This is a genomic window from Jatrophihabitans sp. YIM 134969 (assembly GCF_054456675.1).
Genome location: NZ_JBTJEQ010000007.1, coordinates 87,523 through 100,890, shown reverse-complemented (window position 1 = coordinate 100,890; position 13,368 = coordinate 87,523). Strand labels below are relative to the sequence as shown.

Below are 13,368 nucleotides of genomic sequence, written 5' to 3'. Positions count from 1 at the left end.
GCGCCCGACCCGGACTACCGGTTGCTGCTGCCGGACAGGTGGTCGCGCAGGAACGGAGCGGTGGCGCCGGTGCCACTGGCCGCGACCTGCTCGGGGGTGCCCGTGACGACGACCCGGCCGCCGTCGTCACCGGCACCCGGGCCGAGGTCGACGACGTGGTCCGCGACGGCGATGACGCCCAGGTCGTGCTCGGCGACGACCACGGTGTGACCGGCCTCGACCAGCGCCTGGAGTTGACGGACCAGCAACGTGACGTCGGCCGGGTGCAGGCCGGAGGTCGGCTCGTCGAACAGGTAGAGGGTGTGGCCGCGGCGGTTGCGCTGCAGCTCGGTCGCGAGCTTGATGCGCTGGGCCTCGCCGCCGGACAGCTCGGTCGCCGGTTGGCCCAGGCGCAGGTAGCCCAGGCCGACGTCGGCGAGGGCGGTGAGCGCCCGGGCCGCGGGCGGCAGGTCGGCCAGGCGGTCGACGGCCTCGGCGACCGTGAGGGCGAGGACGTCGGCGATCGTGAGGCCGTCGCGGCGGATCTCGAGGGTCTCGCTGTTGTAGCGGGCGCCGTGGCAGGTCGGGCACGGCGCGTAGGTCCCGGGCAGGAACAGCAGCTCGATGGCGACGAAGCCGTCGCCCTCGCAGGTCTCGCAGCGTCCGCCCGCGACGTTGAAGGAGAACCGGCCGGCGTCGTAGCCGCGCGCCACGGCGTCGTCGGTCGCGGCGAACGCGTGCCGGACGGCGTCGAACAGGCCGGTGTAGGTGGCGAGGTTCGACCGGGGCGTGCGCCCGATGGGGGTCTGGTCGACCACCACGACCCGGTCGCGGGCGGCCTCGCCGTGGTCGGCGAGCACCGCGAGCAGGCTGGACTTCCCTGATCCGGAGACACCGGTGAGCACGGTGAGGCGCGTCCGCGGTATCTCGACGTCGAGATGGTGCAGGTTGTGACGGGAGACGTCGTGCAGCCCGATGACGACGTCGGTGGCCGGGCGCGGCGCGGGCGTCGGTGGGCCGGCCAGCAGCGCGGCGGCGGTGGGGGAGCCCTCGACGGTGAGCAGGTCCGCGACCGTTCCACTGTGCAACACCCGGCCGCCGCGCGTCCCGGCTCCCGGTCCGATCTCGATGACGTGGTCGGCGCGTCGGACGAGCGCGAGGTCGTGCTCCACGACCAGCAGCGAGTTGCCGGCCTCCCGCAGGGCGTCGAGCACACCGGTCAGGGCCTCGGCGTCCCGCGGGTGCAGGCCGGCGCTGGGCTCGTCGAGGACGTAGACCACGCCGAACAACCCCGACCGCAGCTGGGTCGCGAGCCGGAGTCGCTGCAGCTCGCCCGCGGACAGCGTCGGGGTGGTGCGGGCCGTGGTGAGGTGGCCCAGGCCGAGCCGGACGAGGTCGTCGATGCGGGCGACGAGATCGCCCGCCAGCAGGCGGCGGACTGCGGCCTCGGCAGTGTCACCCGCGTCGCGCGCCAGCGGGCGGAGCACGTCGGCGAGTGACCGCAACGGGGTGCCGGCGACCTCGGCGATGTCGTGGCCCGCCACGGTGACGGCGAGCGCAGCGGCGTTGAGTCGCCGCCCGCCGCACATCGGGCAGGTCTCACTGTGCAGGAAGGTCTCGGCCCGGCGGCGCGCGGCGGTGCTCTTGGACTCGGCGAACGTCCGCAGCACCAACGGGGCGGCCGCGGTGTACGTGCCCTGGTACGGCCGCTGGATGCGGTGGGCCTCGCGCTCGGCGTGGACGGTGACGACCGGGTGCTCGTCGGTGAACAGGATCCAGTCGCGGTCGGCCTGCGGTAGCTCCCGCCACGGTCGGTCGACGTCGTGCCCGAGTGTGGCGAGGATGTCGCGCAGGTTCTTGCCCTGCCACGCACCGGGCCAGCTGGCGATGGCGCCCTCGCGGATCGACAGCGACGGGTCGGGCACCATCGACGCTTCCGTTGCCTCGTACACCGTTCCCACCCCGTGGCAGCGCGGGCACGCGCCGACGGTCGTGTTCGGCGAGAAGGCGTCGGAGTCGAGGCGGGGCGCGCCGTCGGGGTAGTCGCCGGTGCGCGAGAACAGCATCCGCAGGCTGTTGCTCAACGTGGTGACGGTGCCGACCGAACTGCGCGACGACGGCGTGCCGCGGCGCTGGTTGAGCGCGACCGCGGGCGGCAGACCGCTGATCTCGTCGACGTCGGGGGCGCCGACCTGGTCGATGAGCCGTCGGGCGTACGGAGCGACCGATTCCAGGTACCGACGCTGCGCCTCGGCGAAGACGGTCCCGAACGCCAGCGACGACTTGCCGGAACCGGAGACCCCGGTGACGACGACGAAGCGGTCGCGTGGGAACTCGACGTCGACGTCACGCAGGTTGTGCTCGCGCGCGCCGCGGACGCGGATCGTGCCGTCGCCGTTCACGGGGTGCGGCGGGCGGTGAACCGGCCGGCGGCGACCCGGACCGACAACTCGCCGACAGCCTCGGCGGGATCGCGGACCGCGACGCCGTCGGCGTTCTGGACGACGGCGTAGCCGCGTTCGAGGGTGGCCTGCGGGGACAGCGCGCGGATGCGGGCCGTCACGTGGCCGACGTCGGACGCGGCGGCCTCGACGAGCGCCAACGCCCGGCGCCGCGACCGGTCGCGGAGAGCGACGACGTCGGCGGCCGCGGTCGCGATCCGACGCTCTGTTGCTTGGTGCAACCGTTCCGGCAGTCCCGCGACCAGTTCGATCTCGCGCGCGACGCGGCGCCGGACCGCGCCCTGCAGCCGGTGGGTGAGCTCGTCGACCAGCTCGATCTCGGCCGCCAGGTCGGGGACGACGCGGCGGGCGGCGTCGGTGGGGGTCGACGCCGCGACGTCGGCGACCAGGTCGAGCAGCGGCCGGTCGGTCTCGTGACCGATGGCGCTCACCACCGGTGTGCGGGCGGCGGCCACGGCGCGCACCATCGCCTCGTTGCTGAACGGCAGCAGGTCCTCGACGCTGCCACCGCCCCGCGCCACGACGATGACCTCGACCTCGGGATCGGCGTCGAGCCGCTCCAGGGCTCCCACGACGTCGGTCACCGCCGCGACGCCCTGGGTCGCGACGTTCTCGATCCGGAACCGGGTGCCCGGTGCCCGCCGACCCACGTTCTCGACGACGTCACGCTCGGCCGCGCTCGCCCGGCCGGTCACGAGCCCGACGGTGTGCGGCCAGAACGGCAGCGGCCGTTTGAGCTCGACGGCGAACAACCCCTCGGCCGCGAGCAGCCGGCGCAGCTGCTCCAACCGGGCCAGCAGCTCACCCAGCCCGACGGGTCGGATCTCGCTGGCCCGCAGCGAGAGCTGACCGCGTTCGAGGTAGAAGTCCGGCCGAGCGCGCAGCACCAGCCGCGAGCCCTCCGCGACCGTGTCGGGCAGCGTCTGCCGTGAGCAGGTGACGGTGATCGAGATGTTGGCGTCGGTGTCGCGCAGGGTGAGGAACTGCGTGGGCACACCGGGGCGGCGGGTCAGCTGCGCGACCTGCCCCTCGATCCAGACCTCACCGAGCCGGGCGATCCAGCCGCCGATCTTCGCCGCGACCACCCGCAGGGGCAGCGGCTCCTCCGGCGTGCTCTCGAGCTTGCCGCCGGGGCGTGTCACCCCGGGGTCAGACCTCGTCCGGACGGTCGCTGCCGGGCTGGGTGTCGCTGACGTCGGGGTCGGTGCCCGCGGGCTCGGTCGACCGCTCGCGCACGACCGGGTCCGGCGTGCGGCCCGCGGCCTTGGCCACGGCGCGCTTCACGGCGGGGCTCGCCGGCAGACCACCGGTCGCACCCGCGAGGGTCGTCGGCGGGGCCTTCTTCGCGGCTTTCTTCGCGACCTTCCCCGCCGCCTTCCCCGCGACCTTCCCCGCCGCGGCCTTCTTCACCGGCGCGGCCGGCGCGGTCTTGCGAGAGGCCTTGGTGGCGACCTTGCGGGTGGCCTTGCGGGCGGGCTCGCGGGGCGCGGTCGAGCGGGGAGCGTCGTCGCCGATGACCTCGTCACCGCTGGGGTCCCGGGTGACGTCGAGCTCGTCGGCGGTGTCGGGAGCGCCGGGGGTGGGCCGCGGGCCGTCGCCCTGCTCGTAGCTGCCGTCGAGCAGGTCCAGCGAGCTGGCGGCGACCTCGTCCGCGACGCCCTCGAGGTCGTCGAGCGCCTGCAGTTCGGCCAACTCGTCCTCCGCGTCGGGCACGCGGTCGAACGCGGTGTTGCGGGCGGGGGTCGCCTCGGCGGTGGTGGTGTCGCCGTCGAACGTCGCCCAGGCGGGCGGTTCCTCCGGCGCCCCGCGGAACGCGCCGATCAGTTCGTCGCCCTTGTTGACGTAGGCGGCGTACTGCTGCTGGGCGCGCAACGACAGCTGGACCGCCTGCGAGGCGACCGCGACCGGGAGACCGGCGGCCTTCTGCGGCAGGTTCGTGACGGTGTCGCGAGCGGTGTCGACAGCGGTGAGGGCGATGCCGAGCGCCGCCCGCAGCGGCGTGGGGAGCGAGCTCATGGTCACAGCCTGCCTCACAGATCGCGCTCCGTACCATCGAGGTCGTGACCCACACAGCCGCCGCCGGTGCCGACGCCACGTCGACCCCCGCTGCGGCCCCCGCCGCCGTGCCCGCCCCGACCGGCCGCCGCATCCTGCTGGCCGAACCCCGCGGCTACTGCGCCGGTGTCGACCGTGCGGTGCAGACCGTCGAGCACGCCCTCGACCACTACGGCGCCCCGGTGTACGTCCGCAAGCAGATCGTGCACAACCTCTACGTCGTGCAGGCGCTCGAGGCCCGCGGCGCGGTGTTCGTCGAGGAGACCGACGAGGTGCCCGAGGGCGCCGTCGTCGTGTTCTCCGCCCACGGCGTGGCGCCGTCGGTGCACACCGAGGCCCAACAGCGGCAGCTGCGCACGATCGACGCCACCTGCCCGTTGGTCACGAAGGTCCACAACGAGGCCCGCCGGTTCGCCGCCGAGGACTACGACATCTTGCTGGTCGGGCACGAGGGGCACGAGGAGGTCGTCGGCACCACCGGCGAGGCTCCCGAGCACATCCACCTGGTCGACGGCCCCCACGACGTCGCGAACGTCGAGGTCCGCGATCCCGAGCGGGTCGTGTGGCTCTCGCAGACCACCCTCTCGGTCGACGAGACGCTCGAGACCGTCGACGCGCTGCGCCGCAAGTTCCCCGCGCTCGCGTCGCCGCCGAGCGACGACATCTGTTACGCCACGCAGAACCGGCAGGCGGCGGTCAAGCAGATCGCCCCCGATGTCGAGCTGTTCCTCGTGGTCGGGTCGACCAACTCCTCGAACTCGGTGCGCATGGTCGAGGTGGCGAAGGCCGCGGGCGCCGACGAGGCGTACCTGGTCGAGAACGCCGGGGGCATCGACCCCGCGTGGCTCGAGGGTGTCACCAGCATCGGGCTGTCGTCCGGTGCGTCGGTGCCGGAGATCCTCGTGCGTGAGGTGACCGAGTGGCTCGTCGAGCGCGGCTTCGGCGACGTCGTGCCGGTGCGGCACACCGAGGAGCGGTTGACCTTCGCGCTGCCGCGCGAGCTGCGGGTGCTCTCGCACTGACCTGAGCGGTGCGCGCGGTCGCGCCGCCTCCGCAGACGCACCACGGTCACCGGTTCGCCGGCACCCGGTCGGCTCAGCGGTGCAGGATCATGCGCACGCCGGCCACGATGAGCACGAGTGCGGTAGCGCCGGCGATCGCCGGGAACCCGTAGACCAGCCAGCTGGCCGCGGCGTCGGTGATCGCGGCGCGGTTCGACAGGCCGTCGGAGCGGACGTAGAGCAGGACGGCCGACGCGATGAAGTACACGAGCGGCGGTGCGACCACGACCGGGAACATCCCGGAACGACGCACCACGAGGATCGCCACGAGCGACCCGACGACCAGCCCGATCGAGAACGTGCCCTTGATGCCCGCACCGGCCAGGGCGTCGACGAGCCCGCCGATGCCGGTGATGACCAGCAGCACGACCAGCCCGGCCCAGCCGGGCAGGCCCCGCTGTTCGGTGGCGGGACGTTCGTCCGCGCTCTGACGTTCCTCGGCCTGCACGCCCGCGACCTGCCACGCCGGCGGTGCCATGAGCGGGATGGCCGTAGCGTCGGCACGCGCCGCCCGCCTCCCCGCCGCGCTCTCGGCCGCCAGCCGCTCGGACCGGCTGGGCCGGCCGGTGGGTCGCTCGGTCGGGGCCGCGCCGTCCGCGGACCGCTCGGCGGGAGGTGCCTGACGGGGTGCCGGCTGGTCGGGAGCGGAGTGCGCGGGGCGAGCGGTGACGGTCGCCGCGGGACCGCGACGGGAGGGATCAGGGCGGCGCTGCAGTCCCGGCGGCAGCGGCCGCTGCAGCGGGTTCGCGCCCGCGACGTCCGAGGACCGGGGATCCGCGTGCCGGGACGGCCCCGGAGGTCGCGATTCGGTCACGCCCCGACCGTACCGGTCGTCCGGACCGCGAGCCCGCGGGCGTGGGCGGCCCTTCAGGGTGTTCCCACCCACCCGATCCGGGCGGACCGCTCACGACACCCGCCCGAGGTCGGGCAGGGCGGGCGTCCGGGTCGTCGCCTCGACCTGCGCGGGCGCGGGGAGCACGGTCGCGTCGTCGTCGGGGTCGACCACCCCGAGGTCGCGCAAGCGGCGGGCGCTGACGAACACCCGGGACTCCAACGACGCGACCGCGCGGTTGTAGGACTCGACGGCGCCGGTGAGGCTGCGGCCGAGCTTGTCGACGTGCCCGCCGAGCGTCGTGAGCCGTTGGTAGAGGTCACGGCCGAGCTCGTGGACCTCGCGGGCGTCACGGGCCAGGGCCTCCTGACGCCAGGTGTAGGCGACGGTGCGCAACAGCGCGACCAGCGTGGAGGGGGTCGCGAGCACGACGCCCCGCCCGAAGGCGTGCTCCTGCAGGGTCGGATCGGCGCGCAGCGCGGCGTCGAGCACGGCGTCCGCCGGGACGAAGCAGACGACGAACTCCGGCGAGGGCGCGAACCGTTCCTGGTAGCGCTTGCCCGCGAGGGTGTCGACGTGGGTGCGCAGGTGACGGGCGTGGTCGCGCAGGCGCGCGTCACGGGTCCGTTCGTCCGGCGCCTCGAGGGCGTCGAGGTAGCCCGTGAGGGCGACCTTGGCGTCGACGACGACGTGTTTGCCGCCCACCAGGTGCACGACCATGTCCGGCCGCAGGACGGCAGCGCCGTCCTCACCCGGGGCGGTGCTGCTCACCTGCACGTCGAAGTCCACGTGACGCTGCATGCCGGCCGCCTCGACCGTGCGCTCGAGCTGGGTCTCGCCCCAGCGGCCCCGCACGTGCGGGGTGCGCAGCGCCGTGCGGAGGGTGGCGGTCTCGCGCCGCAGCTCCTCCGAGCTCGCCGCGATGCCCCGCAGCTGCGCGGTCAGACCCGCCTCGGTGCGGGCCCGGTCGTGCTCGAGCTGGTCGAGCTGGACGTCGAGCCGGGCCAGGCTGTCGGTGAGCGGGCCGACCATGCCCGCGACCGCGAGCTGGCGACGCTCCAGGTCCTGGGCGGTGCGGCTCGCGGCCTCGGCGCCGGTGCGTGGTGCCCGGGTGAGGAAGGCGCCGACGAGCACACCGAGCAGCAGCGCGGCCACGACGGCGAGGGCGACGACGAGCAACGGGACGTCCATGCCCGAGACGCTCGCAGAGGGGTCCGACAGTTTCCGTCAGGACGACGACCACGACGCCGTGTCGACCCGCGCTGATCAGGCGGCGAACGGCACCGTCGCCCCGCCGGGTCGGGGCCGTAGGGTCGGCCCCGTGGCACAGCTGGACGGGATCCGGGCGCTCGTGACAGGTGGGGCGTCGGGGATCGGCCTCGCCGTCGTGCGGGCCTTCGTCGCCGAGGGCGCGGCGGTCGCCGCCCTCGACCGCAGCGCGGAGCGGCCGGCCGACCTGCCCGACGGCGTCGTCCACCTCGTCGCCGACATCGCCGACGACGCCGCGGTGCGCGCCGCCGTCGACACCGCCGTCCGCGAGCTCGGCGGCCTCGACGTCGTCGTCAACAACGCGGGCATCGGTGCGCAGGGCGGCGTGGTCGACGCCTCGGACGAGGAGTGGCACCGGGTGCTCGACGTCAACGTCGTCGGCACGGCCCGGGTCTCGCGAGCGGCCTGGCCGCACCTGCAGCGCTCGCAGCGTGCGGCGATCGTGACGACCTCGTCGATCGTGGCCACGGCCGGGTTGCCGCAGCGCGCCGTCTACTCGGCCAGCAAGGGCGCGGTCTCGGCGCTGACCCGCGCCATGGCCGCGGACGGCATGCCCGACCGCATCAGGGTCAACGCCGTCAACCCGGGCACGGCCGACACCCCGTGGGTCCGGCGGTTGCTCGAGTCCGCCGACGCCCCCGACGCCGAACGGGCTGCCCTCGAGGCGCGACAGCCGCACGGCCGGCTGGTCGCCTCCGAGGAGGTCGCCGCCGCGGTCGTCTACCTCGCCTCGCCCGCCGCGGGGTCCACCACCGGCGTCGAACTGGCCGTCGACGGCGGGATGGGCGGTCTCCGGCTGCGTCCGGCCGGGAACCCCAACACCTAGACTGACAGCCCGTGGCTCTCACCATCGGCATCGTCGGACTGCCCAACGTCGGCAAGTCGACGCTCTTCAACGCCCTCACCCGTGCCGAGGTGCTCGCGGCGAACTACCCGTTCGCAACCATCGAGCCCAACCTCGGCGTCATCGGGGTGCCCGACCCCCGCCTCGACGTGCTGGCCGAGCTGTCGAGCTCGGCCAAGGTGGTCCCGGCCACCGTGTCGTTCGTCGACATCGCGGGCATCGTCCGCGGTGCCAACGAGGGGGAGGGCCTGGGCAACAAGTTCCTCGCCCACATCCGCGAGGCCGACGCGATCTGCCAGGTCGTCCGCGCCTTCAAGGACCCCGACGTCGTGCACGTCGACGGCAAGGTCTCCCCGAAGGACGACATCGAGACGATCTCGACCGAGTTGATCCTGGCCGACCTGCAGACGATCGAGAACGCGCTGCCGCGTCTGCAGAAGGAGGCGCGGACCGACAAGTCGAGGAACGACGTCGTGGTCGCGGCCCAGGTCGCGGCCGACGTCCTCGCCTCCGGCCGGACGATCGTGGCCGCGGGCCTCGACCGCGCGCCGCTGCGGGAGCTGTCGTTGATGACGGCCAAGCCGATCATCTACGTGTTCAACGTCGACCCCGACGAACTCGCCGACGACGCGTTCCTCGACTCGCTGCGTCAGCTCGTCGCCCCCGCGGACGCCGTCATCCTCGACGCCCAGACCGAGTCCGAGCTCGTCGAACTCGACGCCGCGGAGGCGAGGGAACTGCTGGAGTCGATGGGCCAGACCGAGTCCGGTCTGGACCAGCTGGCGCGGATCGGGTTCGACACCCTCGGTCTGCAGACCTTCCTCACGACCGGCCCCAAGGAGTCGCGGGCCTGGACCATCAAGAAGGGCGCCACGGCCCCGCAGGCCGCGGGTGTGATCCACACCGACTTCGAGCGCGGCTTCATCAAGGCCGAGGTCGTCTCGTACGACGACCTGGTCGAGGCGGGTTCGCTGCAGGCGGCCCGCGCGGCGGGCAAGGCCCGCATCGAGGGCAAGGACTACGTCATGCAGGACGGCGACGTCGTGGAGTTCCGCTTCAACGTGTAGCCCGCCGCGGTCGCTCGCTCCCGGCGTCACGACCGGGCGCTGCTCCGTCGAACCCCCACCGCTGCTGAGAGCTCCGCACCAGTTTGACCGTTACCCGCGGTATCCCGAGTACAACAGTTCACACGCAGATCACTCGGGATCGAAGGGTCTGTGCGGGAAGCCGACTCGACACCGAACAGCTGACCGGCTGGAAGGCCGTCGGCGCGGGGTGGGCCGAGTCGGACGTGCCGGGAGGCGACCGGGCGGGGGCCCGTGGGGAGGGGGTGGTCGGCGTGGAACTGCTCGACACGACCGGAGCGGCGGTGGACGCCGCCGCGCAGGCGCGCGCGGTGGCCGAGTCCAGGTTGCTGCTCACCGAACACTGGCGGCGGTGGTGCGCGGAGCGCGGTCTCGACGACGACGAGACCGCCGCCGCGGTGCCCTCGACCGAGGCGCCGGTGGTGTACCAGGTCGGCAGCTGCGAGGCCGACACCCAGTGGGTGGCGCTGATCCGGTTCGAGGTGACCGCGATCGGGCGACCGTGGCGCGGCATGGTCCGCGGCCCCTACGACGACCCGGTGTTCCGGGTGCAACGGGCGCCCACCGGTGTCGTGGCCCGCGGCGCGGGCGCGCGAGGTGTGCGGGGCCGGCTCGGTCGGGCCCGTCGTCACTGGGGCCACCAGACCTCACGGTGAGGGTGAGCCGGTCAGCCCCGGTGTGTCATCCCGCCCCCCACTCGATCGACGCCCCGCCGGAGCTGGGTGCCGGCGTCCCGGGGCCGGGGTCGGCGCCCAGGTCCTCGGTCGTCCACCCGCTCAGCACGGACGCGATGTCCTGCAGCTCCGCGAGGCGCGCCGGGCCGAGCACGCTCATCTCGATCTGCAGCTGTTCGGCGTACTGCCGGGTGCTGACCCGTTCGTGAGCCACGCCCTCGTCGGTCAGGGCGGCGAACACCACCCTCCGGTCGGCGCTGGAGCGCCGTCGGCACGCGAACCCCGCCTCGACCAGGCGGTCCACCAGTCGGGTGGTCTCGTCGGTCGTCAGCCCCAGCGACGCGGCGAGCTTCGGGACCGGCAGCATCCGCCGAGGTGCGGCCACCATCGCCGCCAGCGCTTCGTGCACCACCGCGGCGGGCGCCTCGCCGGCACTCACGGTGCACGCCAGTCGGCCGTCGACGGCGTTCATCGCCGCGCGGATCCGCTGCCAGGTCCGGATCCAGGCGAGGTCGGTGCGTCGGCGGTGCCCCTCGGGGTCGTCGGCGTCGGGCGGGGCGGCGTGAGGGGCGGGGCGACCGGGAGTGGGCACGGGGGGCTCCTTCGAGGGAGGAGCCCATCCTCGTCCACTTCACGCAGATTTAGCAAGATGCTCGGCGCCCGAACTTCTCGTCTCGAGCGTGTCACGGGCGCGGGTGGACCGGTGTTGTCGCCTCAGGTCGCCGGGTCGACACGGTCGTTGCGGAGGTGTTCGTAGACCACCGAGGTCCGCACGTCGGCGATCTCGGTGCGCTGGGTGAGCCGGTCGATGACGAACGCGTACAGGCTGTCGTTGTCGGGAACCGCGACGTGGACGAGGAAGTCCTCGTTGCCCGAGGTCACGAACACGCCGAGCACCTCGGGCAGCGCCCGGACCCACTCGCGGAACGCCTCGATGACCCGGCGCGACGGCGGCCGGATGCGCACGGCGATGACCGCCTGGACCGGACGCCCGATGGCGCCGAGGTCGACGTCGAGGACCGCGCCACGGATCACGCCGCGGTCGTGCAGGGCCCGGGTGCGCTCCGACGCCGTGCTGGCCGAGACGCCTACGGTGGCGGCGACGTCGCGGTTGGTCCGCCGTGGATCGTCCTGCAGGGCGGCCAGGATCGCCCGGTCGACGGCGTCGAGGTGCGTCGTCATCGCTGTTCCGCCGTACGACGTACGGACTTCGACCCGTTAGGCACGAGTTCTGTATAGCGTCGCGCCGTGACCTCCGCACCTGCGCCGTCCACCGTGGGCTTCGCGCCCGACGAGATCGACACCGCCAACCCGACCCGCGCCGCCCGGCTCAAGTGGGTCGTGGTCGTCGACGGGTCGCTGCCCGCGGGCATCGCCGTCAACGCCGCGGTGTGCGTCGCCGCCGCGACCCAGGACGGCGTCGACGGGTTGCTCGGTCCCGACGCCGTCGACCCCGACGGCGGCGTGCACCCCGGGCTGCCCTGGGCCGGGTGCAGCGTGCTCGCCGCCGACGCCGCGACGCTCGCGGACCTGCGCACCCGCGCCCTGGCGGGCGGGGGTGTGTTCGTCGCGGACATGCCCGAGGCCGCGCAGACCACGCGCGTCTACGACGAGTACCGCGACGCCGTGGCCTCGACCGCCGCCACCGACCTGCGGCTCTACGCCGTCAGCCTGGTCGGGCCGAAGAACCGCGTCGCGAAACTCGTGAAGGGGCTGGAACTGCTGGGTGGGCCCGTCAGCGCCGAACCAGGCGTTGCCGCACCCGCCTGACGACCGTCGCCCGCAGCCGCTGCCACGCCGACGCCAACACCGGGCGGGCGCTGGGCCCGACCGCCGACCACGCGCCGAGGTCGAGGTGCTCGGTCCCGGTCAGGAACCGGGTGGCCCGGCCGGTACGAGCCCGCGCGCCGAGGGTGACCAGTCGACCGGCCGGGCCGACGACCGTCACGGTCACGCCGCTCGCGGCGAGGACGTCCGCCGCCCGCCGCACCGCACCCCGGACCGACGCCCGTGGGAGACCCGCCGGCAGCGCGGTGGAGCTCAGCACCGCCGCCACCGCGGCCGGGTCGGAGACCTCGACCCGGAGGTGGTCACCGTCGCCCGTGACCGCAACCGGACGACCGTCGATCTCGAGGCGCAGATCGGCCTGGACGGTCGTCCGGTTCGTCGGGAGCGTCACCGGTCGGAGACGCCCTCGGCGGTCGTGATGCGCAGCGTCCCGTTCAGCTTCCACGTCGCCCGCGGGGAGTCCGCGCCGGTCTCGCGGGGGACCTCGACGGTCATGTCGACGAACTCGTAGTTGATCGCGGCGCCCTTGCCGGTGAGGTAGGCCCACATCTCCTTGCCGAGGTCGGCGAACGAGGTGGTGCCGTGCTCCTTGATGTCGCGCGATCCGGTGGCGAGGTCTGCCATCTGGTGTCTCCCTGCGTGCGTCCGACCGAGGGTCGGTGGATCCGGTCCGGGATCCGGCGGGTGCCGGCAGGCAGATGTGGGCCTACCCGCTTCCAGGCTGCGTCGGACACCCTGTTTGAACGCGTTCAAGGCCGGGTATCGACCCTCTGGTTGCCGGAAACACGCTGGCAGGCGTCCGGCAACCACCCACACGTCGCCGCGGCCCCGAGCCCGGCATGATCGACGGCATGGACGCCCGCCGCCACGAAGAGACCGTGGTCGTCGCCCGCGACGCCGACGATCTGTACCACCTGGTGACCGACATCGCCCGCACGGGCGAGTGGAGCCCGATCTGCCAGACCTGCTGGTGGGACGACCCCGAGCGGGGTGCGGTGGTCGGTGCCACGTTCACCGGCCGGAACGTCACCCCCGACCGCACCTGGGAGACCCGCAGCCGGGTCGTCGCGGCCGAACCCGGGCGCGAGTTCGCCTGGGTCGTCGCCGACGGCTGGGTGCGGTGGGGCTACCGGTTTGCACCCGCCGAGGGCGGGACGGCCGTGACCGAGACCTGGGAGTTCACGCCGGCGGGTCTCACCGGCTTCGCGACGAAGTACGGCGAGGACGCACCCGCCCAGATCGAGAACCGCACCGACGCCGCGCGCACCGGGATCCCGGCCACCCTCGCGGCGATCAAGACCATCGCCGAGCGTTGAACG

General features: G+C 73.8%; 15 protein-coding genes. 6 read left to right on the top strand and 9 right to left on the bottom strand.

From position 1 onward, the window contains the following. Positions 1-14: 14 nt before the first annotated feature. The 3 genes from ACXR2U_RS06025 to ACXR2U_RS06015 are packed head-to-tail and all read right to left on the bottom strand — an operon-like array spanning position 15 to position 4,457. The gene (locus ACXR2U_RS06025; protein WP_458824028.1) at positions 15-2,381 is read right to left on the bottom strand and encodes an ATP-binding cassette domain-containing protein; all 2,367 of its coding nucleotides are present in this window, start codon (positions 2,379-2,381) and stop codon (positions 15-17) included. Further along, positions 2,378-3,583, bottom strand: coding sequence for an exodeoxyribonuclease VII large subunit (xseA, locus tag ACXR2U_RS06020; RefSeq protein ID WP_458824027.1), 1,206 nt, complete (start codon positions 3,581-3,583; stop codon positions 2,378-2,380). The genes ACXR2U_RS06025 and xseA overlap by 4 nt, the downstream gene beginning before the upstream one ends. Before the next feature lie 7 nt (positions 3,584-3,590). Then, on the bottom strand, positions 3,591-4,457 hold the full coding sequence (locus ACXR2U_RS06015; RefSeq protein WP_458824026.1) for a hypothetical protein: 867 nt from the start codon (positions 4,455-4,457) through the stop codon (positions 3,591-3,593). 107 nt (positions 4,458-4,564) lie between these two features. Here ACXR2U_RS06015 and ACXR2U_RS06010 point away from each other — a divergent pair, with 107 nt between their 5' ends. Then, the gene (locus tag ACXR2U_RS06010; protein ID WP_458824062.1) at positions 4,565-5,518 is read left to right on the top strand and encodes a 4-hydroxy-3-methylbut-2-enyl diphosphate reductase; all 954 of its coding nucleotides are present in this window, start codon (positions 4,565-4,567) and stop codon (positions 5,516-5,518) included. A gap of 73 nt (positions 5,519-5,591) precedes the next feature. On the opposite strand, the gene ACXR2U_RS06005 is transcribed toward ACXR2U_RS06010, so the two are convergent. Then, positions 5,592-6,371 (bottom strand): DUF6542 domain-containing protein, encoded by a 780-nt coding sequence (locus ACXR2U_RS06005; RefSeq protein ID WP_458824025.1) that lies wholly within the window; start codon positions 6,369-6,371, stop codon positions 5,592-5,594. A 90-nt stretch (positions 6,372-6,461) separates the two neighbouring features. Next, positions 6,462-7,580, bottom strand: a complete 1,119-nt coding sequence (locus tag ACXR2U_RS06000) for a DNA recombination protein RmuC (protein WP_458824024.1) — start codon at positions 7,578-7,580, stop codon at positions 6,462-6,464. Between the two features lie 130 nt (positions 7,581-7,710). Here ACXR2U_RS06000 and ACXR2U_RS05995 point away from each other — a divergent pair, with 130 nt between their 5' ends. From ACXR2U_RS05995 to ACXR2U_RS05985, 3 genes are all read left to right on the top strand, one after another. Continuing rightward, the gene (locus ACXR2U_RS05995; RefSeq protein ID WP_458824023.1) at positions 7,711-8,484 is read left to right on the top strand and encodes an SDR family NAD(P)-dependent oxidoreductase; all 774 of its coding nucleotides are present in this window, start codon (positions 7,711-7,713) and stop codon (positions 8,482-8,484) included. Between the two features lie 11 nt (positions 8,485-8,495). Next, positions 8,496-9,569 carry a redox-regulated ATPase YchF gene (gene ychF / locus ACXR2U_RS05990; RefSeq protein WP_458824022.1) on the top strand — a complete coding sequence of 358 codons (1,074 nt, stop codon included), beginning with the start codon at positions 8,496-8,498 and terminating at the stop codon, positions 9,567-9,569. A 272-nt stretch (positions 9,570-9,841) separates the two neighbouring features. Then, positions 9,842-10,243, top strand: coding sequence for a hypothetical protein (locus tag ACXR2U_RS05985; RefSeq protein WP_458824021.1), 402 nt, complete (start codon positions 9,842-9,844; stop codon positions 10,241-10,243). Between the two features lie 25 nt (positions 10,244-10,268). On the opposite strand, the gene ACXR2U_RS05980 is transcribed toward ACXR2U_RS05985, so the two are convergent. Both ACXR2U_RS05980 and ACXR2U_RS05975 read right to left on the bottom strand, forming a co-directional pair. Next, positions 10,269-10,853, bottom strand: a complete 585-nt coding sequence (locus ACXR2U_RS05980) for a MarR family transcriptional regulator (protein ID WP_458824020.1) — start codon at positions 10,851-10,853, stop codon at positions 10,269-10,271. 122 nt (positions 10,854-10,975) lie between these two features. Then, entirely contained in the window at positions 10,976-11,443 is a 468-nt protein-coding gene (locus tag ACXR2U_RS05975) for an Lrp/AsnC family transcriptional regulator (RefSeq protein WP_458824019.1), read from the bottom strand. A 66-nt stretch (positions 11,444-11,509) separates the two neighbouring features. Here ACXR2U_RS05975 and ACXR2U_RS05970 point away from each other — a divergent pair, with 66 nt between their 5' ends. Further along, a complete protein-coding gene (locus ACXR2U_RS05970) occupies positions 11,510-12,031 on the top strand; it encodes a DUF2000 domain-containing protein (RefSeq protein ID WP_458824018.1) in 522 nt (173 codons plus the stop codon). On the opposite strand, the gene ACXR2U_RS05965 is transcribed toward ACXR2U_RS05970, so the two are convergent. Both ACXR2U_RS05965 and ACXR2U_RS05960 read right to left on the bottom strand, forming a co-directional pair. Next, on the bottom strand, positions 11,997-12,440 hold the full coding sequence (locus ACXR2U_RS05965) for a hypothetical protein (RefSeq protein WP_458824017.1): 444 nt from the start codon (positions 12,438-12,440) through the stop codon (positions 11,997-11,999). The two genes, ACXR2U_RS05970 and ACXR2U_RS05965, sit on opposite strands and share 35 nt — an antisense overlap. Further along, a complete protein-coding gene (locus ACXR2U_RS05960; RefSeq protein WP_458824016.1) occupies positions 12,437-12,673 on the bottom strand; it encodes a hypothetical protein in 237 nt (78 codons plus the stop codon). The genes ACXR2U_RS05965 and ACXR2U_RS05960 overlap by 4 nt, the downstream gene beginning before the upstream one ends. A gap of 227 nt (positions 12,674-12,900) precedes the next feature. Here ACXR2U_RS05960 and ACXR2U_RS05955 point away from each other — a divergent pair, with 227 nt between their 5' ends. Next, positions 12,901-13,365, top strand: coding sequence for an SRPBCC family protein (locus ACXR2U_RS05955; protein WP_458824015.1), 465 nt, complete (start codon positions 12,901-12,903; stop codon positions 13,363-13,365). The last annotated feature ends 3 nt before the right edge of the window (positions 13,366-13,368 follow it).